The following is a 23,015-nucleotide window of genomic DNA, read 5'->3' as shown; positions in this document are numbered from 1 at the left end:
CCGACGCAACCGCGATGCTCAACACGGTGGTGAGCACCAACGCGTAGACGAAGTTTCCAGCGAACGGGACGAGCCCGAACACCTGAAAGACCGTCGACAGCACCGCGAGGTGCCAGATGAAGATGCCGTACGACCATCGGCCGACGGCCAGCGCGACTGGGCTCGTGAGGAAGCGGTGCTGCGACCTGTCTGACAACACCAGCGGGGCCATGAGCGTGAAACTGATGACCGCTCCGAGCACGATCTTGGTGGCGAACTGCCACGGCTCGAGCCGCACCAGCCCAGCCGGCCCGCCGAGATCGGTCGCGGTGAGCGCAAATGCCACCACGGCGACCACCGACATCCACCCCCGATGCCGCGCCCATCGGTGCATTCGTCCCGGCCGGCTCACCGACAACTCCGCCAGCAACATGCCAGCTCCGAACCACGGCAGATAGCCGGGAAGCCAATTCTCGTGGTTTATTCCGTTCGGGGTAGGAACGGGTAAGAACGCCCATACGAGGCTCACGGCGGCCATCGCGAGGATCACTGGAATACGCAGCCGCGCAGCGGAACCCTTCAGCCGGAACAGCGCGAATGCCAATAGCGGGAGCACCAGATAGAAGGCCACCTCGACCGACAGGCTCCACATCTGGGTAAGACCGCTGGTGAGCGTGAGCGGCACGAAGACCTGGACCAGACCGAGATTCGCCCACCAGGTACGAAAGCTCCCGTCCGCTGCGGGCAGGAACATCAGTACCACCGCCACCGCAACCCAATACGCCGGCAGAATGCGCGTCACACGCGAGATCCAATAGCGGACCGCTCCCTGCGCCGAACCCATACCGCGAGCCGCCCCAGCGTGGCTGCGCCACAACAGGAATCCGGACAATGCGAAGAACACCGCCACACACAGGTCGAGTCGTTCCACCAATCGCCCCACGACGGGGACCTGCGTGAATCCGGTTTGGAACGCGACGTGCGTCACCAGCACCCCGAGCGCGACAAGACCGCGCAGCCCCTCGAGTGCGGGAATGAAGCCCCGTGGGGCCGGCGCCGCAGTAGCGGTGGCGGCGGGCACAGACGTTTCCGATGTGGTGACCGATGTACTCATTACCAATAGTGTGCCCGGTGCCCACGCTGTGACGAAAAACTCCGGCCGCGTCATTTCTCAGTGAATCCGCCCATACGACTACTATCCGATGGGGCAGATGAGTGCTCGGGACTGTTAGTGTTTTGCCTCACGTGGTGTCGATGTGGACTCCATGCGATCCGCGCAGCCCTGCTGCCGGTGGGGGAATCTCAGTCGACAGATTTGAGTTAGGAGAGTCAGCATGGCGGAGCGCTCAGGGCCGAGCCGGATACTTGCATACATTCTGGTGGGCCTCGGTGCCTTCCTACTGGCCGTCGCTATTCTCATTCCGACCTACACCGTAGGCAAGTTGAAGACGACGCCCTTGGACCTCGAAGTAACCACGATTGCCTCAGGCACGGGCAGCGTGCTCGACTCGGCGGCGCTTCTCGCAGGAAGTGCACAGGTGGATACCAACGTTCCGATCGTGTCGCAGCGCTATGTCACCACCGAAGAGCCTTCCAACGCAGATGTGGTCACGCTCCAGGCCGGTCAGACAGTGTTTCGCACCGACAGGCCCGGCGACGTTGGCTTGCTGGCCGCGACCGTCGACCGCACCACCATCGACCGCAAGAGCGCGATGCCGACCAACGACCCGGTAGGCACCATCCAGACGGAACCAGACCAGCCCGCGCAGGAAGTTCCGCGCGACGGCCTGCAGTACAAGTTCCCGTTCGACGCCGAGAAGAAGAGCTACCCCTACTTCGACCTGAACTCCCGCACCACGCAGGACATGAACTTCGTCGAGGAGACGGAGATCAACGGCTTGAACGTGTACCACTACAGCCAGACCATCGATCCGGTCGACCTGTCGATGGTGGACAACGACCCGACCAACAAGCTGGAACTGCCGGCCGAGACCTGGGGCGTTCCCGGTGGAGATCTCCCCATCACCATGACTCGCTGGTACGCCAATGTGCGCGACGTGTGGGTCGAGCCCCAGACCGGCATCATCGTCAAGGGTCAGGAGCAGCTGCACCAGTACTACGCGCGTAACGCTGACCGGCCGGAGGTCGACGTGCTGCAGGTGACGCTGCCCTTCGACGAGCAGACCATCGAGGCCCAGGTCGAGCAGGCCAGGGATGGCATCGACACGATCAACCTGTTCGGTCGCACCATACCCATCATTGCCGGCGTTCTCGGCCTGATCGCGCTGATCGCGGGCATCTTCCTCGGCCTGCGCGGCGGGAAGGGCCAGCAGCCCGCGTCCACCAACGGTGGCGGCGATGTGCCCTCGGGCCAGGGCGGTCGTCACTTCGAGGGTTCAGACGCACCTACGGAGCAGCACGACTGGACCTTGGACAAGACGGAGGAGATTCCCGTCACCGATCCGCGTAGGCACGACGACCAGCGGTAGCGTCGGTCGGCCGCGCTCAACATAGTCGGCATCGAAGGGGACCTTGCTCTTGCGAGGTCCCCTTCGTCGTGTCCGGGGCCCGGTATCCGGGGAGCGTTGCACACGATGTGGCTCGCCCGATGTGACATCGGTTCCGCCTGACTGCACAAATGTCACATCGGGCGCACAGTTCAAGCTGTCACGGCATCGTGTCGCGCGCCGCGAACGGCGCGGACGCCGACGACCAGCGCGGTGCCCGCGGCGACGGCAACGGCGATTCCGATGAACTGCCCGATGGTGGACGCGACTGTCAGCATGGCGATCATCTCGACTGCCAAGCCGATCCAGGCAATCACCGCCAGGTGCGTCCTCTCGCCCGCGATCGCCGAGAGCAGCGCGCCCTGGAGGACAGCCAGGCAGGCCCCCTGCAGCGCGAACAGCCACAACAACGATTGGACGGGCTGGTAAGCGGCCCCGACGAGGACTGGGACGAGGGGTGCGGCCACCGCAACCCCAGCGACGAGCACCGCGCCGAGGGCCACGAGGATGGCCAGAGCCGAACGAACTGCACGCACCGACTGGGCAGGGTTAGCCATTCGGGGATAGAGGACGACACCGACGGCCTGGGGCAACCAGAACGCCGCCTTGGTCGCGACTGCTCCGAGCGCGTAGAGGCCTGCGTCGTCGGCGCTCAGAACAATTCTTGCCACCACGAGATCCATCGATGACAGCGCGATCAGCGCCAATTGCACCTGGGACGCCTTCAGCACCGCCCCTACGCCGATCCGCGTGCTCGCTTCCCCCAGCACGCCTGAGTCGGCCAACAGCCTGGTGACGAGGGCAACCAGACCGGTTCCGACCGCACTGGCCGCGAGGGCGAGTCCCGGTCCGGCCCCGAGAGCGAGCACGACGACGGCGGGAACAACCTTGGCGACACCTGCCGCGGCGAGCACAACGCTCAACGGGCCGAAACGCGCCGCACCCTGCAACAGTCCCTGCTCGGTGGCGAGGAGGACCAGTACGGGGGCTGTGATCAGTGCCGAAGAAGTGGCGAGCGTGCCGGTGTCCAGTGCCCAGGAGACCGCCGGAACAAGCAGCGCGGCCACCAGGGCGACGATCACGGCGCAGCGATACCCGAGCAACCGCACTGCGTGGGCACCCTTGCCCCGAACCACTTCGCGTGCGACGACGGTCTGAAGCGCGAGCGCGGGTACGGCCAGAACGAGTTGAGCGGCCAGCAGGCTGGCGAACTCCCCGTACCCAGAAGGACCAAGCCAGCGGCTTGCGGGAAGATGCAGCAGGTAGGAGGCGATATTCGCGACCATCGAACCCGCTGTCACCATCGTCACCCCGGCCACCGCTGACTTGGTGCGGATCCGGCGTGGCATTTGCTTATGATGCACTACGCACTGCGCGAACCCGGCCTGCGCACCACGTAATGTGGCGCCTCATGACCGTCCGGCACCGCGCACCGTTCGTCCCGGCCGTCTACAGCCTGCTGCTGGCACTCCTGGTCCTCGGACCCGTACTCACTCCGGGCTACCTACTGTTACGCGACGCGGTCAGCACCCCCCGCTCGTATTTGACGGACTCGGCTCTCGGACTGACCGACGCCGCGGCGCGAGCGGTGCCGCAGGACGCGCTCCTCGCAACGCTGAGTGCCGTCGTCGACGGTGGGTTGCTCGTCAAGGTGATTCTGCTAGCGGCCCTGTGGGCGGCCGGGTGGGGTGCGGCGCGGATGGTCGCCGCCGTGCTGCCGACGGCCGGACTCGGGCCACAACTCGTGGCCACGACGGTGATGGTGTGGAACCCCTACGTTGCTGAGCGCCTGCTACAGGGACATTGGAGTCTGCTGACCGGGTACGCCGCCTTGCCGTGGACGGTGTGCGCTGCGGTCGCAATTCGCCGGGGTCGGCCGCAAGGGTGGTTCGCGCTCGCGGCCTGTCTCGCGGCCGCCGGACTGACCCCCACCGGAGTGCTGCTCGCCGCGGCGACGGCGTTGGCAGTGCTCGTTGCCCCGGGTGGAAGGTCCGCCGCATGGCGCAGGGCAACGGGTGCACTGATCCTGTTCGTGCTCGCGAGCGCACCCTGGCTGGTGGCGACCGCCCTGTCCGGAGGCGGGGATGGTTCCGATCCGGCCGGAGTCGCGGCGTTTGCAGCTCGAGCCGAGCCGGGACTGGCGACCATCGGCAGCCTCGCCGGACTCGGTGGCATTTGGAACAGCGCCGCCGTCCCGGATTCCCGCACGACACTGTTCGCCCTGTTCGGCACACTTGCACTGCTGGGCCTTGTCCTACTCGGGTTGCCTGCCCTGTGGCGGCGGCGCAGAAATCCCGTCGTATCAGCGCTCGCAGCGCTCGCACTTGTTGCGGTGTTGGCACCCGCCTTCGGCGCCACGGCCTGGGGTCTCGATCTCGGTCGCTGGGTGGTTCAGGCCATCCCCGGCGCGGGGTTGCTCCGGGACGCCCAGAAATGGGTGGCGCTTGCCGCCCCGCTGTATGCGCTCGCGGCCGCCGCGGCGGTGCTTGCGCTCCCCCGCATCGCTGCGGCGCTGTCGCGGCGTCCCAACACCGCGGTGCTGCTTCAGCGGCCCAGCACATGGTCTGTCTCGGCTGTCGTCGTGGTGCTGCTCTCCCTTCCCGACCTGGCGTGGGGAGTCGGGGGCGCGCTGCGCCCGATCGAGTACCCACAGTCGTGGCAACAGGTGGCGTCCCAGCTCGACACCGACCCGAACAGCGGCGATGTCGCGGTCTTGCCCGCCGGGATGTTCCGCAAGTTCCCCTATTCCGGCCCGGCGCCCGTCCTGGATCCTGCCCCGCGGATGCTCCCCGAAGACGTCCTGCAAACGGGCGAATTGGTTGTGGCCGGCGGTGTCGTACAAGGCGAGGGTTCACGCGCACGACACGTGGAACGAGTGCTGCTGACCGGTGGCTCCCCCGCCGAACTTGCCGCGCTGGGCGTCCGGTGGGTTCTGGTCGAGCGTGATACGCCTGGACTCAGGGGCGAATCCGCGACGACGCTGGCCGACCTGGAGCGGCTGTTCTCGGACGAGCACCTCGAGCTGTATCGCGTCGATGGTGACGTTGCGCCGCACCAGTCATCCGGGCAGGCGCGGGCAGCGGTGATCACCGCCCATGCGCTCTGGGCACTGATGCTCTCGGGAGGTCTACTGGGCGCGGGCGTCCTCGAGGTGCACGCTCGGCGACAGCGCCGATACCAGTCCTGAGGTGCGGACACCGGCTGCGGTGCCCGCAAGTACCTCGTGGACGCCCTTGCCGGTGTGTTCCCAGGAGAACTCGCCCGCGCGGACACGCGCCTTCTCACCGAGCACGAGTCGCGTCTCGGAGTCGAGCAGGAGGGTGTTGACTGCCGCGGTCAAGGCGCCGACATCAGCAGCACCCCCCTCGGCACTGCCGACGAGAAGTCCGGTGACGCCGTCGACGATCGAATCCGTCAGGCCCTTGGAGCTGCGATAACCGATGGTCGGGACGCCGTGCTGAGCGGCCTCGATGACCGCCAGGCCCCAACCCTCTTTGCGAGACGGCATCACGTGCACCCACGACCTGGACAGCAATCGATGCTTGCGGGTCTCGTCGACGTGGCCATGGAACGTGACCGCGTCACCGATACCCAACTCGTGCGCGCGGTCGCGGAGATTGCGCTCCCACCAACCACCACCGATGACGTCGAGCTGGATGTCAGGGATGGTCGGGCGCAGGAAGGCCACGGCCTCGAGGGCGTCCTCGATCTGCTTGTGGGGCACCAGTCGCGACAGAACGCACACGCTCGGATGTGTGGTCCGCGTGGCTGTTCCGCCGACGACGACGCCGGCGGGGATGTCGTCGGCGCCGTTGCGAACCACGGCAATGCGTTCACGGTCGACGCCGAGGTCGACCAGTTCTTCCGCGGACGGGAGCGACACCGTGAGGTACTGATCGTCTCGATGGGTACGCGGAGACAGCCACGATTCGACCCACCAGCCCACCTTGCCCATCAGCCGCCCCGCCACAGGCCACTGCTCGCGGTGGCAGTGGTGCACGAGCAGAGTGACGGGCGCGCCGGCCACAGCACGGGAGAAGAAGGGGATGCCGTTCTGGGTGTCGATGACGGCATCTGGTCGAATTCCCCTGAGCGGACCGAACCCGAGTCGACCCGCTGCGATCGCGGCAAGGGCACGGGGGTAGACGCTGTAGCGTCCTCCACCACGACTGATCTCGATACCGTCGACCGTCTCCTTCTTGGCGGCTCCGCGGTAGCGGGCGGTGCGCAGAGTGACCTTGATTCCCCGTGCCGCAAGTTGTGCACCGACCTCCTCGAGGTATCGCTCACTACCGCCCCCCTGTGGGTGGCCGGTATCGCGCCAGCAGAGCAGCAGAACCTCTCGCACGTTCATGTACTCCTGTTGTCGGTGCGGTAATTACTTCTCGAGACAGGGCGTTGTGCCGCCGTGGCCCCCGAACACCTTATCGGTCGAATTCTTCCCCATGCTTCAGCCACCGTGGGCGGTTTGCTGCCAGGCCGCCTGCACTGGCTAGAGTTCACTTCCGTGATGACACCTCCCGTGACCCGACGATTCGGTCGACGGGCCACGTTGAAACGGTCGTTCGGCCTGCTCAGCGACTTCCGGCACGAGCAGAGCGCCCCCGATCTCTTCTACGGCGCGCTTGCCCGCGACTCGGTCGAACTCATCGGCGACCTATATAGAGGTCTCACCGACTCGGACCTGTCTGGTGTCACTGTGCTCGATGTCGGCGGTGGACCCGGCTACTTCGCGGAGGTGTTCCAGAACGCGGGGGCCCGGTACGTTCCGGTGGAACCGGATCCGTCCGAGATGCACGCGGCGGGCCTGGCCGTCGGCGGATCCGTGCGCGGGTCCGGCCTGGCACTGCCCTTTCGGACGTCATCGGTGGACATCTGCTTTTCCTCCAACGTCGCCGAGCACGTCAGCGAACCGTGGGCAATGGCCGAGGAGATGGTTCGCGTGACCAAGCCCGGTGGCCTGATCGTGCTCTCGTACACGCTGTGGTGGGGCCCGTTCGGCGGACACGAGACCGGACCTTGGCACGCGTTCGGGGGTGAATACGCCGCACGGCGCTACCTGCGCAAAAACGGGCACGAACCGAAGAATCGTTACGGCGTCTCGTTGTTCGAGGTGTCCGCGACCGACGGACTTCGGTGGGCCCGGCGCACCCCTGACGCTGAATTCCTGGCCGCTTTTCCGCGCTACCATCCGAGGTGGGCGTGGTGGATGGTGCGGATTCCGGGGCTGCGAGAGTTTCTGGTCAGCAACCTCGTTCTCGTGATGAAGAAGCGCTGAGCGCAGTCGTCGCCCCGACGGATCTCGAGGGGCTCGGAACTCTCGCCGAGTCGAGCGGCCTGGAGATCTACGGAAGTTGATTCCGCAGGATCTCACCACCTATTCCCAAACTCTGTAACGTGTTCTAGTGTTCAGAGTCACACCGCGTTCAGGGGAGGAGAGTGACCGTGAGCTCGAGCGCTGCTCGATCTGCCGATCCCGAGTCACTCACCGCGCACATCCGGCAACAGCTCATTCGACTTCATCTCACCGGGCGCGACGCGACATATGCCGGGACCGGATTGTTCGAGGTCGCGGCTGTCGGACCCCACGCACACTGCGGATTCGACAGTTTCACCGACACAGCCTCCTGACCGGGGCACCGACAAAGGGAATGGACCGATGACTGACTACGACAAGCTCTACATCGGCGGCAAGTGGGTTGCGCCCGCAACCGATCAAGTGCTCGAAGTGTTCTCCCCCGCAACCGAAGAACGCGTCGGTAGCTGCCCGGTCGCGTCGCCGGCCGACATCGATGACGCCGTCGTCGCTGCCCGGCAAGCGTTTACGCAGGGGCCCTGGCCGAACACCACTCCTGCGGAGCGGGGCGAGATCCTTGCCAAGGCGGCCAAGCTGATCGAAGAGCGCGGCGAAACTCTCGCCTCACTCATCTCGTCCGAGATGGGCCAGCCGCCGGCGATGGTCTCCATGATGCAGCAGACACCCTCACTGGCGACCCTGAACTTCTATGCCGGCTTGGCGAACGATTTCGAGTGGGAGCAGACCCGCACCGGCGTCTTCGGCCAGAGTCGGGTGTTGCGCGAGCCCGTCGGCGTGGTGGCGGCTGTCCTCGCCTGGAACGTGCCGCTGTTCCTGGCTGTCAACAAGCTGGCCCCGGCGTTGCTGGCTGGGTGCACCGTTCTATTGAAGCCGGCTCCCGAATCTCCTCTCGCCACCCATCTTGTCGCCGAGATCTTTGCCGAGGCGGGTGTCCCGGAGGGAGTCATCTCCGTCCTTCCCGGTGGCGCCGAGACGGGCGAATACCTCGTCTCCCATCCCGGCATCGACAAGGTGACGTTCACCGGAAGCAGTCCGGTGGGCCGCCGAATCGGAGCGATCGCGGCACAGAACCTCAAGAGTTGCTCACTCGAACTGGGCGGGAAGTCGGCGGCGATCATCCTCGAGGACGCCGACCTCGATGCCACGATGCCGATGCTGGTGATGTCCGGGCTCATGAACACCGGCCAGGCGTGCGTGGCGCAAACACGCATCCTCGCCCCCCGCTCGCGGTACAACGAGGTGCTGGACAAACTGGTGGCGGGTGCCGGACTCATGACGGTCGGGGATCCCTCCGACCCGGCTGCCCAACTCGGGCCGCTGATCTCCGAGAAGCAGCGCAATCGCGTCGAAGACTACATCGCGAAGGGCAAGGAGCAGGGCGCACGTCTCGTCCTCGGCGGCGGAAGGCCCGCGGGGTTCGACAAGGGATGGTACGTCGAGCCCACGATCTTCGCCGACGTCGACAATTCGATGACAATAGCCCGTGAGGAGATCTTCGGGCCCGTCCTGGCCGTGATCCCATACGATTCCGAGGAGGAGGCGATCAAGATCGCCAACGACTCCGAATATGGCCTGGCCGGATCCGTGTTCACCACCGACATAGAGCACGGTTTCGCCGTCGCGAAGAAGATCCGCACGGGCAGCTACGCGATCAACTGGTACGCGTTCGACCCTGGCTCGCCCTTCGGTGGCTACAAGGCCTCGGGTATCGGCCGCGAGAACGGTCCGGAAGGGCTGGAATCCTTCTGCGAGACCAAGTCCGTCCTGATGCCGCTCGGCTACACCGGCTAGGCGACTGCGAGCGAACCGATCCTGAAACGACGAATGTCACAGTGGTTCAGTTCAACTGAACCACTGTGACATTCGTTCATTGGTGAGGGACTAGCCCAGGCGCTGCTTCAGTGCCTCGAATTCGTTGCGGATACCGGAGGGGACCTTCTCTCCGAGGAATTCGAACCATTCCTCGATGAGCGGCAACTCCTGCTTCCATTCGTCGGCGTCAACCTTCAGCGCCTCGCTGACGTCGTCGACATTCACGTCCAGGCCGTCGAGTTCGAGATCGGCTGCGGTGGGCACCAATCCGATCGGGGTGGACTCAGCGCCTGCCTTGCGCTCGATGCGATCGACGATCCACTTCAGCACGCGAGAGTTCTCGCCGAATCCGGGCCACAGGAAGCGGCCATCCTCGCCGCGACGGAACCAGTTGACGTAGAAGATCTTCGGCAGCTTCTCGGAGTCCGCGTTCTTGCCGAGGTTGATCCAGTGGTTGATGTAGTCACCGGCGTTGTAGCCGATGAACGGCAGCATCGCCATCGGATCGCGACGAACGGTACCGACGGCACCCTCGGCGGCGGCGGTCTGCTCGGATGACAGGGTCGCACCGAGGAACGTGCCGTGCTGCCAATCAAAGGATTCGCTGACCAGTGGAACCGTCGTCTTACGACGTCCACCGAACAGGATCGCCGAGATCGGCACACCTTGGGGGTCGTCCCACTCGGGAGCGAGGATCGGGCACTGCGACATCGGAGTGCAGTAACGCGAGTTCGGGTGCGCGGCCTTCTCTTCCGACTCGGGCGTCCACTCGTTGCCCCGCCAGTCGACAAGATGTTGTGGGTCGCCCTCGAGGCCCTCCCACCAGATGTCGCCGTCATCTGTCTGGGCGACGTTGGTGTACAACGAGTTACCGGCTTCGAGTGTCTTCATCGCGTTGGGGTTGGAGCCGTAGTTGGTCCCCGGTGCAACGCCGAAGAATCCGAACTCCGGGTTGACGGCGTACAGACGGCCGTCCTCACCGAAGCGCATCCACGCGATGTCGTCACCGAGGGTCTCGGCGCGCCATCCGGGAATGGTGGGCTGGATCATCGCGAGGTTGGTCTTACCGCACGCACTCGGGAACGCGGCCGCGATGTAGTACGGCTTGTTCTCGGGCGAGATCAATTTGAGGATGAGCATGTGCTCGGCCAGCCAGCCCTCGTCGTGAGCCATGGCCGACGCGATACGCAGCGAGTAGCACTTCTTGCCGAGGAGAGCGTTTCCGCCGTAACCGGAACCGTAGCTCCAGATCTCGCGATCCTCGGGGAAGTGGGTGATGTACTTCGTGTCGTTGCACGGCCACGGGACGTCTGCCTGGCCCTCCGCCAGGGGTGCGCCCACCGAGTGCAGCGCTTTCACAAAGGGCTTGTCCTTGCCGAGTTTTTCCATCGCGGCGGCACCCATACGCGTCATGATGCGCATGGACACGACAACGTACTCGGAGTCCGTGATCTCGACACCCAGCTTGGGATCATCGGCGCCGAGCGGTCCCATGCAGAACGGCACCACGTACATGGTTCGTCCGCGCATACTGCCGCGGTAGAGATCGGTCATCAGCGCCCGCATCTCCGTCGGGTCCATCCAGTTGTTGGTAGGGCCGGCGTCCATCTCGGTACGCGAACAGATATAGGTACGGGACTCCACGCGCGCGACATCCGACGGGTCGGAGTTGCCGACGAACGAATTCGGCTTCTTCTCGTCGTTGAGGCGGGTGAACGTCCCGGCCGCGACGAGCTGCTCGGTCAACCGGTCCCATTCAGCATCCGAGCCGTCGGCGAAGACAACGCGGTCGGGCTGAGTGAGTTCGGCCACCTCTCGAACCCAGGTGAGTAGCTCACTGTGCTCCGTGGGGGGCGTGCCGTCAGTTCCGTTCAGACCGGGAATGGTCGCTGAGGTCATCAAACTCTCCTGGGGTGAGCCGGAACCGGGCCATCTGCGGTCCGCTATGAGAACTTCACAGCGAGTGCCAGACGGTCCGATTTCCCCCTCTCGGCGGGGTCCAGCCAGGCCGTCCATGTCACATGGAAGACGCGGGCGCCGGGTGTCCTATCCCTAGAGGTTAACGCCGCCGGTCCCATCGCGGGGAATCGGGCGTGGTTGGAAAGGTCACAGAAACGATTCAGATGCGTTGCCAGGTACCTTTCCCGATCCTGGAAAGCGCCTTTCGATGTGCTCAACCGTTACCAAGAATCCCGCCGTCGGTGCGCTCCCAACGAACGACGCCATCACGGTCGCGGTGAAATTCCCACGACGCGTAGGCGCCCTCCTCGTCAACTATCGTCACATGGTCGGCATCGCCGTCCGCATCCATGTCAGATGCGATGACCGCGGCACCTCCGTTGGTGAAGGTTTGCGTGTCGAAGACGCCGTCACCGTCGATGTCGTACACCGGATCCGTCAGCACGACCGCCCCGGCATCGTGACCGAACGTATCGGGGTCCAGATTCGGCACATCCGCGACCACAAAGCTCTCCGCCACCATTGCGACCTCCCTTTCACCTTCCGACCAGTCTCACCCACAAATCTCGGTAATTCAACGTGGTCGAACACGAAACCCGGCGAACTGCTGTCGGGCGTTCATGTATTCAAGCGTTGTCTACCAGATCCAGTTCCCCCGCCCGTTTGCGAACGCTGCGCAGTCCACGATCGACGGCCGCCAGGTCGCGCTCGCACGAGGACAGCTGACCCTTGAATCTTACTGCCAGAGAGCGCAGTTCGGCATCGATCTCCGCGACTCGCTCGTCCACTCTGAGGGCTCGCTCGCGACTATCGGCGATGACCGCCTCACCGATCTGAGCTTCGGCGGCAAGCAGTCGACCGAGAACGAACTGCTCCCAATGAGACCGGACGTGAGCGAGCGCCTCGGTGGCCCACTGCCGGACGTGGGCACGCTCCGCGATGTGCCCGCGCGCCCGCGTAAGCCACCACGCGGCGAGAGCTCCCAGCGCGAGAGTCAGAGGAATGGTCGCGATGTCGAGCGCGGGCACCATCGACAACGGCGAGAGCAGCAAGCCGCCCAGCCCCAGCCCGACAGACGCTCCGATCAGGATCGTTATCCGGTCCTCTAGTCCGCGATGCCGTTGCTGTGGCCCCTCCTGAGAGAGCGCGTCCGTCAGACCGAACTCGGACCCGAGCGCGGTCGGTGTCACACCCATCCGGGTGTGGAGATCATCGAGACGCGTCGTCACAGCGGCATCGACCACGGCGCCCCTCTCACGGATCAGTTGGGCCATCCGGTCTGGGTAGCGGGCGAGGGTCGCACGGTCGGCGCGGTCGATCTCGGCTCGTGTGGTCGCACCGGAGGTCCGCACCTGAGCAGCCACCTCGTGCATCAACTCGACCCTGGCGAGCTGGACCTGGCTCCGCAGCTGCGCCAGGCGTTCAGTTCGCAAAGCATCGCGGTGCGCCAAGACTTGGACCCGCTCTGCACGCAATTCCGCACCCGGCTCGGCCTGCCTGATCGACCGCGCAGTGGACACGATCATCCGCCGGGTCTGTTCGAGCACGCTTTCTATGGCCGACCGCGCACCCCCAGCCTCATTGCCGGCTGTCAGGAGTATTGCCGCAAGTAGCGACTCGACGCCGGATCCACTCGCCGCCACCGGATGGATTTCGGCCTCGGCGAATCGCGCCGAATGACGGGCCAGGAGCATCCGGTTGCGCTCGTTGACGGCCACCCAATCCCGGTGGACATCGGTCTTGGTCAGAGCAAATATCACAGGACGTTCAGGCGGCGCGGCCACGTCGAGGACAGCCAGTTCTTCGCGCCCGAGAGGTGCCGCGGCATCGAGCACCATCAGTACCACGCCGGCATCGACCGGATCTTCCACGAAGTCGACTGCCGCGGAGTCGACCGCACGAAGGCCCCTCACCAGCGTGGATTTCCCCGCGCGGGGAGGCCCTGCCACGAAGACCCCGAGCCGCGGACCCCGACCGGCCTCCAGTTCCGCGGCGCCTTCCGGGTTCCAGCGGGTGACGACGGCGAGGGTGTCGTCCGGCAAATCCGATAACTGCGCTTGTGTCTTCGTCACGCGCCGCGACTGCCGCTCAGTTGTTGCCAGAGGCGGATGTAGTGGCGACGAATGTCGATGACGGCACGGTGCTGACGTGCGGACGATTGCTGCGACAGTTGACCTCTCCACCAGTCGGCACACCGGATCGCGTCGCCGGCGGTGCGAGGGGAGTCCAGTGCATCCGAGGTCCACTCGCCGACGTGTAGTCGCGCCGCCTCTGCTGCGAACGCGACTGCGCCGTCCCCGGCGAGATAGTTCTCGACCACATCGCGAGCTGAGACGCTGTGCGCGGCGCACGCCCGCAGAGCGTCGAGCAAGGCCTCGGCCCGCCGAGCTCGGATTCGCTCGACACGGTCGGCGACCGCGGCCGACAATGCCGCGATTCCGCTGGCCTCACGCAGGGCTGCACCGACACCGGCGGCATCGAGTGCCGGGTTCGCCACCAGCGCCGCCCTGGCACGGGCCACACCGTAGGCGCCCCACCGACCCTCCAGGTCACGCGGACTGGTCCGCAGGATGACGAGATCCGACTCGGAAGGCGTACCGGCGTTTGCGAGCCAACCGATCAGCGGCAGGGTCGCGAAGCCGCCGTCCACCGCGCAATCCGATGCGCGCGCGACCGCCGAAGACCACACGTCACCGGGGGCACGCGACTCGCCCACGGTGTCCGACTTGTTGAGCACCTGAAGGACCCGCGCCGGCTCGAGTGTCCGTACTGCTTCTCGATCTGCATCACGAACAGATTCGACCAGGAGGTAGATCACCAGGTCTGCGTCGAGCACGGGGTCTGGCGCATCGGGCACGTCGACCGCGTCGGACTCCTCGATGACCACGCCGGCGATCTCACACGCGGTCAGCGCCTCGGCCACCGTGGACCTGCCGACCCCCGCGCGACCGGCCGTCTGCACCCGGATCGGCGCCCGAAAGGCGGTCGCGGCTTCATGGATGTCATCTGCAGCCTTCGGGTCCAGCGCCGCGACCTGATCGGCAAGTCCGAACAAGTCCTCGCCTCCGGCATCCACCGTGCCCATGACGCAGCCACCCCTTTCGCAACGCCGACGATTCTGTCAGATCCCGATCGGGCCAGCGCAAACTACGGCCAGGGCTTCTCACCGTCACGGCGCAGCGGCACCGATCACCGATTCGTCGATCACATCACGCTGGACGACAAGCGCGGAACCGTGATTATCAAGACGACTAGAGGTGAACTTCATACCCGCATGCCGAAATGGGCCCTCATGCGTGACAATGGTCCGGTGAACCACGCCGATCAGGACATACCCGCCGACCCGGACGGGGGCCAGACGCAGGAATCGAGAGGATCCCGTCTCCACCCAAGGGTAACGAGTTTCCGCTCGCGTCGGGGTGCCCTGACCGCCGCGCAGCAGGCTGCGTGGGATCGGCAGTGGCCACTGATCGGCGCGGACGTCTCGGACGATCTCCTGGACCCGACCGCATGGTTCGGCCGGGAAGCACCCCTTATCCTCGAGATCGGCTCGGGTACGGGCACGGCCACCGCAGCAATGGCAAAGGCCGAACCCCACGTGAATCTGATGGCCGTGGAGGTCTACCGGCCCGGGCTCGCACAACTGCTACAGCAGATCGAGAGGGACGAGATCCCTAACATTCGGGTACTCCGAGGCGATGCTATGGACGTGCTCGAGAATATGATCGGTCCGGAGTCACTCACGGGTGTCCGTGTATTCTTCCCGGACCCGTGGCCGAAGGCCCGGCACCACAAGCGGCGCCTTCTGCAGTCGCCGACCTTCGCGCTGATTGCGAGCCGACTGAAGACTGGCGGTGTGTTACACGTCGCAACGGACCATGCGGGGTATGCCGAAGCGATCGCCGAGGCCGGCAACGCGGAACCACTGCTGACCTCGCTCGATTGGGAATCGCCGATGACGCATGAGCGTCCGGTAACGAAGTTCGAGGACAAGGCCCACCGGGTCGGCAGTGCGATTACCGAGTTGATTTGGGGGAAGATCAGGTCATGAGCGTCAGCGAGCAATACTCCGATATGACCGACGCTGTGCCTGCGGGCAGCGCTGGCGCCGTGATGTCAGAATCTCCCGTGCTGGGTACTCGTGACGGACGCCACCAGAAGAGGGTCCTCCTCGTCTGGGACGCACCCAACCTCGACATGGGTCTAGGTTCCATCCTCGGCGGCCGGCCGACGGCCGCCTACCGGCCCCGATTCGATGCGCTCGGTCGCTGGCTTCTCTCCCGAACCGCGGAATTGTCCGCAGTCCGCACCGACACCCTCGAACCTGAGGCCACGGTCTTCACCAACATCGCTCCCGGCAGCGCGGATGTCGTGCGACCGTGGGTCGAAGCCTTACGTAATGTGGGTTTCGCGGTGTTCGCCAAACCGAAGGTCGATGAGGACAGCGACGTCGATTCCGACATGCTCGAGCACATCGCCCTTCGTCTCGGCGAGGGTCTGGCCGGCGTCATGGTCGCTTCCGCCGACGGTCAAGCCTTCCGCGAACCGTTGGAGGACATCGCGGCGACCGGCATCCCGGTGCAGATAATCGGATTCCGCGAACACGCAAGCTGGGCAGTGGCGTCCGACCTCTTGGACTTTGTTGATCTCGAAGACATCCCCGGCGTGTTCCGGGAGCCACTGCCCCGGGTCAGTCTCGATACTCTGCCCGACGAGGGTGCCTGGTTGCAGCCGTTCCGACCGCTTTCCGCCCTGCTCGTCGGGCGAAAAAGTGTTGCCGAGTAGGAGTTGATCTGTGTTCGCGAGCTGGGGAAGCATCGTCTACCGGGCCCGATTCACCGTCATCGGCATCATGGTTGCCTTGTTGCTCGGTTCGGCTGCCTACGGGCTCAGCCTCCAGGATCATCTCAGCCAGAGCGGCTGGGACGATCCGGCCTCGGAGTCGGTCGCCGCGGCTGAGCTGGCTGACAGCACCTTTGGGCGCGACACCACCAGCGATGTCGTGGTGCTCTACACGGCACCCGAAGGCAAGACGATCGACGATCCGGAGTTCCAGGCGAAGATTGTCGAGAACCTGGAATCGCTGGTCGCGAACCACCCGGACAAGATCCTCCGGATCAACGGCGGCTACTTCGATGTAGCCAACGCGCCGCACCTCGCCTCCGCATCGGATGCCGACAAGCAGCACGCCATCGAGAGTGTCGCGATCGCCGGTGACAACGACACCGAGGTCACCAACAATTTCGGTGACATCAAGGACGAGTTCTACATCGATGGTGTCGATGTGCAACTCTCCGGGCTCCAGCCCGTTGCCAGGGCGTTGAACGACACGATGGCCAATGACATCAAACGAATGGAACTACTGGCGATCCCCGCCGTGGGCGTTCTTCTGTTCTTCGTGTTCGGTGGCGTCGTCGCGGCAGCGTTGCCATTGATCATCGGTGGCCTCACTGTCGTCGGCGCCAACGGCATAGTCCGTCTGTTCACAAACTTCACCGAGGTCAACTCGTTCGTCGCACCCGTTGTCTCTCTTGTGGGCCTCGGCCTGGCCATCGACTACGGGCTGTTCATCGTCAGCCGCTTCCGAGAAGAGATGGCGGAGGGGCACGACACCGCCTCCGCCGTCCGTAGAACCGTCATGACGGCGGGCCGTACCGTCACCTTCTCCGCGACGATGATCATCGTCAGCCTCGGCGGGCTGGTGATCTTCCCGCAGGGCTTCCTGAAGTCCGTCGCCTACGGCGCCATTGCGACGGTCGGACTTGCCGCGTTGACGTCCATCACGATCCTGCCTGCGATCCTCGGCATCCTCGGCAAACGAATCGACTCTTTGACGCTCGACCGTCTCCGTCAAACCAAGAACGCCGAAGAAATCGAGGCGAGCATCTGGGGCCGGCTCACCCGCTGGGTGATGCGCAACCCGCTCAAGGTGACCATTCCCATCGTCGTTGGTCTGCTCCTGCTGATCATCCCGCTGACCGGGATCAAGTTCGGTGGCATCAACGAGACCTACCTCCCGCCGAACAATCCGACCCGAGTGGCGCAGGAGGAGTTCGACGAGATCTTCCCGAATCTGCGCACCGAACCGCTCAAACTCGTCGTATCGGATGCGGACAACCAACAGCTCGGTCAGATCATCACCGATGCCAGCGAGGCACCCGGCCTGATCGAGAGATTCACTCCCGAGGGGCCGACCAAGGACGGCGTCGTCGTCCTCAAGGCCGGACTGATCGATCGCAACGACTCGAAGCCGGCCATCGACTACCTCCGCGCCATGGACAACCCCGACGGCGTGCAAGTGCTGGTGGGCGGTACGCCGGCGATCGAGCAGGACAGCATCGCCGCGTTGCTCGACAACCTGCCCACGATGGTGATCACTGTCCTGATCCTGACGACGCTGCTGATGTTCCTGACGTTCGGTTCGCTGGTGCTGCCGATCAAGGCGGCCCTGATGAGTGCGCTGGGCCTCGGTTCCACTCTCGGCATCCTCACGTGGATCTTCATCGACGGCCACGGTGCGTCGTTGCTGAACTTCACTCCGGGCCCGATCAGTTCGCCGATCCTCGTGTTGATCATCGCGATCGTCTACGGCCTGTCCACCGACTACGAGGTGTTCCTCCTCTCTCGCATGGTGGAAGCGAGAGCCCAAGGGGCGAGCACGTCGGAATCGATCCGCATCGGCACTGCGCACACCGGTCGCATCATTACCGCAGCTGCCCTCATCCTCATCGTCGTAACCGGCGCCTTCGGGTTCTCCGAACTGGTGATGATGAAGTACATCTCCTACGGCATGATCGCAGCGCTCATCATCGACGCCACCGTGATCCGTATGTTCCTCGTCCCCGCCACGATGAAACTCCTCGGCGACGACTGCTGGTGGGCGCCGACGTGGATGAAGCGCATCCAGGAGAAGACAGGTCTCGCCGAGCCCATCCTCGACGCCGAGATGATGCCGGCCGACGTTCCAGAACTCACCCCGGTCGGCGCCCGCGCGTCTGCGCGCGGCACTGCCGGTGGTCCCTACACGCCCGGAAAACCGGAGCCACTGACCGAGCCGATCCCGCTGGTCACCAAGAAGGCAGCGGCCGGGAAGAGCTCCGGGGACGACGCGAAGTCCCTTCAGTCGCAGACCGAAGCGCGACGGTCGGCCACCGGACGACCTGCTCGTCCACCCAAAGACAGCGAGGACGCGCCAGCGCCTCCGCAGAGCACGGCGGCTTCGAAGTCCAGCGCCCAGAAGCCCAGCCCCCAGCGGTCAGCCCCAGCACAGTCGCGTGCCGCATCGCAGCCGCGACCGGCGCCGCCACCGCGTCCAGTTGCTCCGACACAGGGCCCTGCCACCGCGTCGCGGCCGATCGAGAGTTGGCTCGCGGATCTGCGGTCTACCTCCACAGCCGAACGGCGTGCGATCTCCCTATCTCGGGACGCACAGCCTGAGGAAACACGGCGCGAGGAAGCCGGGCCTGGCGAATCCGGAAGGACCGCCGCGGTGCCGCCGCTGCCGACCTTCTCCCCCCGCCCGGCGACTTCACAGCCGAATCCACGTGAGCCGGAGACATCGGAGCCCGTTGACGGCGGTGACCGCATGAAGGGCAAGAGCGAAACCCCAGCTGAGGGCACGAACGGCAAACAGGCCTACGACACGCGTCGTCGCAGAATCGAGAAGTCCTCCGCCGACCCGGACGAAACGCCGAGCGGCAGGCACCGTGCAGACGACACCACCGCCATCAGCGTGAGCGAACTCATCGCCCGGCAGAATCGGGAGTGACGAACCCGGTTCGGGAGAAGTCTGCTATCCGAACATCCGGCGAAACGCCGAGCTGTAGGAACGTCGGGCGGTGACGCTTCCGAACCGGACCTTGCCGCGGACCACGACATGCAGGGGGCCGATCGGTGGGCCCGTTCGAACCTTGTTCCTTGCTGTGCCACCGACCGTTTCCACGCCGCCGAGGTCGACCGTTGCCTCTTCCGGCAGGATCAGCGTGATCGTGCTTCCGTAATCGTCGATCGCGATATTCACCACCTGCGTCGCCATGACCGCCCGAGTGAAGTCGAGCGACACCGTCGACAGCTTGGTGTTCAACTCGAGGACCGGCGGTACATTCCACGGCCCTGTACGGCTGACCGACGACATCCACCCTCGAATGACGTCCCCCGGCGGCGGGGCCGGTGACATATACACGTTCGCCGGCACCGGCTGCGCCACATGCGGCGCAGTGGGGTGCTGGGCGGCGGGATACGGGGGTACCGGGTGCTGGGGTACCGGATGCTGGGAAACGGGGTACGGGGGCGGCGCGAACTCGGAAACCATCGCGAGACCGGGCAGATCCGCCAAGACTGCGTTCAGCTCTCCTCGCGTCTTTGCGGCGAGAGCCGTATCCACCCGTTCCGTGAACTCCCCGAGCGAAAGCATCCCTTGGCCCACCGCCCGCTGCAACAACTCGCCGACGTGTTCCCGTTCCGCGTCCGTTACGCGCAGATCCCGTGCCTCCATATCGATCAGAATAGGCAACCCGTTTCCAGAAGTATTCGGAAGGCTACGATCTTCGCTTCAACAGTCGAGTCGAAGTCTGGGGGGAACGCACATTCGCACCAATGTGGGACATGTACCACTCCGCACACGACGCCCCGCTAAATTAAACGCCGTGCGGGAATTCTATAGAGCGATTGCGACCACAGTGCGCAGCCGATGGCCGCTCTATATGGGTTCGATGCTCCTTGCCAACTTTTTCGGCGCCATTCTCGTCTACGCGTTCGTGCGCTACGGCGTGCCACTTCAGGAAACGCCGGCGGTCGCCGCCGACCGGGTACGCAACATCGCCATCTTCGGCGGATACCTGGTGTTTGCCGCCATCGTGAGCCTCACCGCCGCCGCGATGATGCTGAGATCGGTCGTCCAATGGCAATTGAGAGGCGGTCCGCCGACGCCCAGCCAGCAGATGGCGGCGCTGCACGCACCGCTGAGGCAGGCGATCGTGCATCTGGTGTTGTGGATCCTCGGCGGCATCATCTTCGTAATACTCACGATCTCTGAGATGCCCGAACTCGCGGTTGTCGTGATCGTCACCGTCGGCATGGCAGCCACCACCACATTCGGCTTCACCTACATGCTCGGCGAGCGCATCCTGCGTCCAGTGGCCGCGAGGGCTCTCAGCGAAGGTGACTTCGACCGAACCGTGGCTCCCGGCGTCGGCACCCGGATGGCCATGACCTGGGGGCTCGGGACACTGATGCCCGTCATCGGCATCATCTTGCTGTGCGTCACCCAGCTGACCAACGAACTGCCGTTCTCTTCCACTGCCCTCGCGTGGGCGATCATGCTCCTGTCGATCATCACGATCGCGCAGGCGTTCGCGTTGTCGATGTTGACTGCCAGCCAGATCTCCGACCCCATCAAGCAGCTGCGGCGAGCTATCGAACGCGTCCAGCGCGGCGACCACGACGTCAACGTCGAGGTGTTCGATGGAAGCGAAATCGGACGACTGCAGGTCGGGTTCAACCGCATGATGCGCGAATCGGACGAACGCCGACTCCTGCGCGAACTGTTCGGTCAGCATGTCGGCGAGGACGTCGCGCGCCGCGCGCTGCAATTCGGAACCGAGCTCGGAGGTGAGACCAGGTTCGTGGCCGTCCTGTTCGTCGACATGGTCGGTTCCACCGGCGCTGCTGCCGAGCGGCCACCCGGGGAGGTTGTGAACCTCCTCAACGAGTTCTTCCGCATAGTCGTCGACGTGGTCGACCGGCACAACGGCTTCATCAACAAATTCATGGGCGACGCAGCGCTCGCGATCTTCGGAGCCCCCCTCGACCGCCCGGACGCACCAACGGCCGCCCTCGCCGCAGCCCGGGAGCTACGGTTCGATCTGGACCGGATCACCGGCCTCGATGTCGGGATCGGAGTCTCCGCGGGCCTGGCGGTCGCCGGTAACATCGGCTCCGCCGAACGCTTCGAGTACACGGTGATCGGCGACCCCGTGAACGAGGCGTCCCGGCTCACCGAGCTTGCCAAACTTCACCCGAGCCGGGTCTTGGCGTCGACGAGTGCCTTGTACTTTGCGGACGACGACGAACAAGGGCGCTGGGAACTCGGTGAACAGGTCCAGTTGCGCGGGCGTCGGCGCAACACACATCTGGCTTGGCCCAAGGACTATCCGGAGTAAATCGCTACCCGTTGGTTACGCTGACCAACGTGGCCCAGCCTCGATCCGACCCGCGCGACGCCGAGCAGGCTCGGCGACGAAGTCGATTCCGATGGATCAAATGGGTGCTCGGCGTAGGCCTCGTGGCACTGCTTACCGTCGAGGCCATCTACCTGTGGCCGACACTGAGCGACTCGTGGAGGGCGCTCACCGAGATCCACTGGGGGTGGGTCGCGGCGGCCATCGGCGCCCAGGCCGTCTCTCTGAGCGGGTACGGCGCGGTCCAGCAGCGCCTGCTGAAGGCGGGCGGCGTCGTCGTCGGGCAGCTGAAGTCGGTGTCGGTGATCTATGCCAGCACGGCGATGGCCGTCACCCTGCCGGCCGGTCAGGTGTTCTCCACGGCGTTCACCTACAAGCAGACCCGAAAGTGGGGCGCCACACCCATCGTGGCCTCCTGGCAGCTCGCGATCTCCGGAGTGATCGCGGCAGGAAGCCTTGCGCTGCTGGGCGCGGCCGGTGCGTTCGCGGTGGGTACGAAGGTCAGCCCCGTCACCCTGGCTCTGTCGTTGGCCGCGGCGTTCGGCCTGTTCTTCGCGCTGCGTTACGTCTCCAGAAACCCCGATTCCATCGAGTCGATCGCCAGGTGGGTACTGACCCGGTACAACGCGCTCCGCGATAATCCGCCGGACACGGGCACCGACCGACTGGTGAGGATCCTCGGCCAGCTCGATTCGGTCGAACTCGGTCGCCGAGACTCCCTGATCGCGTTCGGATGGTCGGGCGTACACCGGATCGCCGACGTCGCATGCCTCGGATTCGCGTGCTGGGCGGTGGGCGCAGAACCGTCCCTGGCGGGCCTGCTCATCGCATTCGCCGCGGCCAAGGCGGTAGCGAGTATTCCGCTCGCCCCCGGCGGGCTGGGGTTCGTCGACGGTACGCTGATCGCCACTCTCACAGCGGCGGGGGCGACGGCGTCGCAAGCTCTCGCGGCGGTTTTCGTCTACCGCGTGGTCAGCTACATCCTGGTCGCACTTGCCGGTTGGATCGTCTTCCTCATTCTGTTCCGCTACAACCAGGCTGAGGATCTGGAGATGGACGTCGAGTTCGAACGACACGAGCAGTCGCCGGCGCCTGCCGACGACCACAACCCACGCGCTTCAGAGCCAGAGCCAGAGCCAGAGCCAGAGCCAGATCCTCAGTAGCGAATCGCGCACTGCGGCAGTGAATCGCGCACTGCGGCGCCGCGACCACGCACTCCCCCATGCAAGCGTGATGTACGGCACACTCGGGTTGCGGAACAAG

The 23,015-nt window shown here is 65.1% G+C and carries 17 protein-coding genes and 1 pseudogene; 10 read left to right on the top strand and 8 right to left on the bottom strand.

Features of this window, described 5'->3' with window-relative positions:
* Window positions 1-19: 19 nt before the first annotated feature.
* Window positions 20-1,093: pseudogene (locus BFN03_RS19965) on the bottom strand (acyltransferase family protein); the annotation flags it as partial.
* Between the two features lie 220 nt (window positions 1,094-1,313).
* Here BFN03_RS19965 and BFN03_RS00765 point away from each other — a divergent pair.
* Window positions 1,314-2,468, top strand: a complete 1,155-nt coding sequence (locus tag BFN03_RS00765; RefSeq protein ID WP_070377407.1) for a DUF3068 domain-containing protein — start codon at window positions 1,314-1,316, stop codon at window positions 2,466-2,468.
* A gap of 170 nt (window positions 2,469-2,638) precedes the next feature.
* On the opposite strand, the gene BFN03_RS00760 is transcribed toward BFN03_RS00765, so the two are convergent.
* Window positions 2,639-3,835 (bottom strand): polysaccharide biosynthesis protein, encoded by a 1,197-nt coding sequence (locus BFN03_RS00760; RefSeq protein ID WP_070377406.1) that lies wholly within the window; start codon window positions 3,833-3,835, stop codon window positions 2,639-2,641.
* A 62-nt stretch (window positions 3,836-3,897) separates the two neighbouring features.
* Here BFN03_RS00760 and BFN03_RS00755 point away from each other — a divergent pair, with 62 nt between their 5' ends.
* A complete protein-coding gene (locus tag BFN03_RS00755) occupies window positions 3,898-5,673 on the top strand; it encodes a hypothetical protein (RefSeq protein ID WP_070380486.1) in 1,776 nt (591 codons plus the stop codon).
* Here the strand turns inward: BFN03_RS00755 and BFN03_RS00750 are convergent.
* A complete protein-coding gene (locus BFN03_RS00750) occupies window positions 5,614-6,834 on the bottom strand; it encodes a glycosyltransferase family 4 protein (RefSeq protein ID WP_070380485.1) in 1,221 nt (406 codons plus the stop codon). The two genes, BFN03_RS00755 and BFN03_RS00750, sit on opposite strands and share 60 nt — an antisense overlap.
* A gap of 162 nt (window positions 6,835-6,996) precedes the next feature.
* On the opposite strand from BFN03_RS00750, the gene BFN03_RS00745 reads away from it, so the two are divergent.
* The 3 genes from BFN03_RS00745 (at window position 6,997) to BFN03_RS00735 (ending at window position 9,594) form a co-directional block, all read left to right on the top strand.
* Window positions 6,997-7,764, top strand: coding sequence for a class I SAM-dependent methyltransferase (locus BFN03_RS00745; RefSeq protein WP_070380484.1), 768 nt, complete (start codon window positions 6,997-6,999; stop codon window positions 7,762-7,764).
* A 167-nt stretch (window positions 7,765-7,931) separates the two neighbouring features.
* Window positions 7,932-8,117, top strand: a complete 186-nt coding sequence (locus tag BFN03_RS00740) for a hypothetical protein (RefSeq protein WP_157109536.1) — start codon at window positions 7,932-7,934, stop codon at window positions 8,115-8,117.
* Window positions 8,118-8,145: 28 nt separating this feature from the next.
* Window positions 8,146-9,594, top strand: coding sequence for an aldehyde dehydrogenase (locus tag BFN03_RS00735; protein ID WP_070377404.1), 1,449 nt, complete (start codon window positions 8,146-8,148; stop codon window positions 9,592-9,594).
* 90 nt (window positions 9,595-9,684) lie between these two features.
* On the opposite strand, the gene BFN03_RS00730 is transcribed toward BFN03_RS00735, so the two are convergent.
* The 4 genes from BFN03_RS00730 to BFN03_RS00715 form a co-directional block, all read right to left on the bottom strand.
* On the bottom strand, window positions 9,685-11,514 hold the full coding sequence (locus BFN03_RS00730; RefSeq protein WP_070377403.1) for a phosphoenolpyruvate carboxykinase (GTP): 1,830 nt from the start codon (window positions 11,512-11,514) through the stop codon (window positions 9,685-9,687).
* 274 nt (window positions 11,515-11,788) lie between these two features.
* Entirely contained in the window at window positions 11,789-12,097 is a 309-nt protein-coding gene (locus BFN03_RS00725; RefSeq protein WP_070377402.1) for a DUF6802 family protein, read from the bottom strand.
* 103 nt (window positions 12,098-12,200) lie between these two features.
* Complete coding sequence (locus BFN03_RS00720; RefSeq protein WP_070377401.1) at window positions 12,201-13,646, bottom strand: hypothetical protein; 1,446 nt, start codon at window positions 13,644-13,646, stop codon at window positions 12,201-12,203.
* Window positions 13,643-14,659: a hypothetical protein gene (locus BFN03_RS00715; protein ID WP_157109535.1), complete on the bottom strand. Its 1,017-nt coding sequence runs from the start codon at window positions 14,657-14,659 to the stop codon at window positions 13,643-13,645. Before BFN03_RS00715 ends, BFN03_RS00720 begins: the two co-directional genes overlap by 4 nt.
* Window positions 14,660-14,848: 189 nt before the next feature.
* On the opposite strand from BFN03_RS00715, the gene trmB reads away from it, so the two are divergent.
* From trmB to BFN03_RS00700, 3 genes are read left to right on the top strand one after another with little or no spacing between them, the layout of a single operon-like run.
* A complete protein-coding gene (gene trmB, locus BFN03_RS00710) occupies window positions 14,849-15,625 on the top strand; it encodes a tRNA (guanosine(46)-N7)-methyltransferase TrmB (RefSeq protein WP_198163334.1) in 777 nt (258 codons plus the stop codon).
* Window positions 15,622-16,359, top strand: a complete 738-nt coding sequence (locus tag BFN03_RS00705) for an NYN domain-containing protein (protein WP_070377399.1) — start codon at window positions 15,622-15,624, stop codon at window positions 16,357-16,359. Before trmB ends, BFN03_RS00705 begins: the two co-directional genes overlap by 4 nt.
* A gap of 10 nt (window positions 16,360-16,369) precedes the next feature.
* On the top strand, window positions 16,370-19,342 hold the full coding sequence (locus BFN03_RS00700; protein ID WP_070377398.1) for an MMPL family transporter: 2,973 nt from the start codon (window positions 16,370-16,372) through the stop codon (window positions 19,340-19,342).
* 24 nt (window positions 19,343-19,366) lie between these two features.
* Here the strand turns inward: BFN03_RS00700 and BFN03_RS00695 are convergent, their stop codons facing one another.
* Window positions 19,367-20,068: a DUF1707 SHOCT-like domain-containing protein gene (locus tag BFN03_RS00695; RefSeq protein ID WP_070377397.1), complete on the bottom strand. Its 702-nt coding sequence runs from the start codon at window positions 20,066-20,068 to the stop codon at window positions 19,367-19,369.
* A gap of 208 nt (window positions 20,069-20,276) precedes the next feature.
* Between BFN03_RS00695 and BFN03_RS00690 the strand changes: the two genes are divergently transcribed.
* Entirely contained in the window at window positions 20,277-21,734 is a 1,458-nt protein-coding gene (locus tag BFN03_RS00690) for an adenylate/guanylate cyclase domain-containing protein (RefSeq protein ID WP_070377396.1), read from the top strand.
* Between the two features lie 29 nt (window positions 21,735-21,763).
* Window positions 21,764-22,915 (top strand): TIGR00374 family protein, encoded by a 1,152-nt coding sequence (locus BFN03_RS00685; protein ID WP_070377395.1) that lies wholly within the window; start codon window positions 21,764-21,766, stop codon window positions 22,913-22,915.
* Window positions 22,916-23,015 lie beyond the last annotated feature (100 nt).

The sequence above is a fragment of the Rhodococcus sp. WMMA185 genome, from assembly GCF_001767395.1.
GTDB lineage: Bacteria > Actinomycetota > Actinomycetes > Mycobacteriales > Mycobacteriaceae > Rhodococcus_F.
The sequence above is the reverse complement of the archived record's forward strand: the minus strand, read 5'-3'. Positions and strand labels throughout refer to the sequence as shown.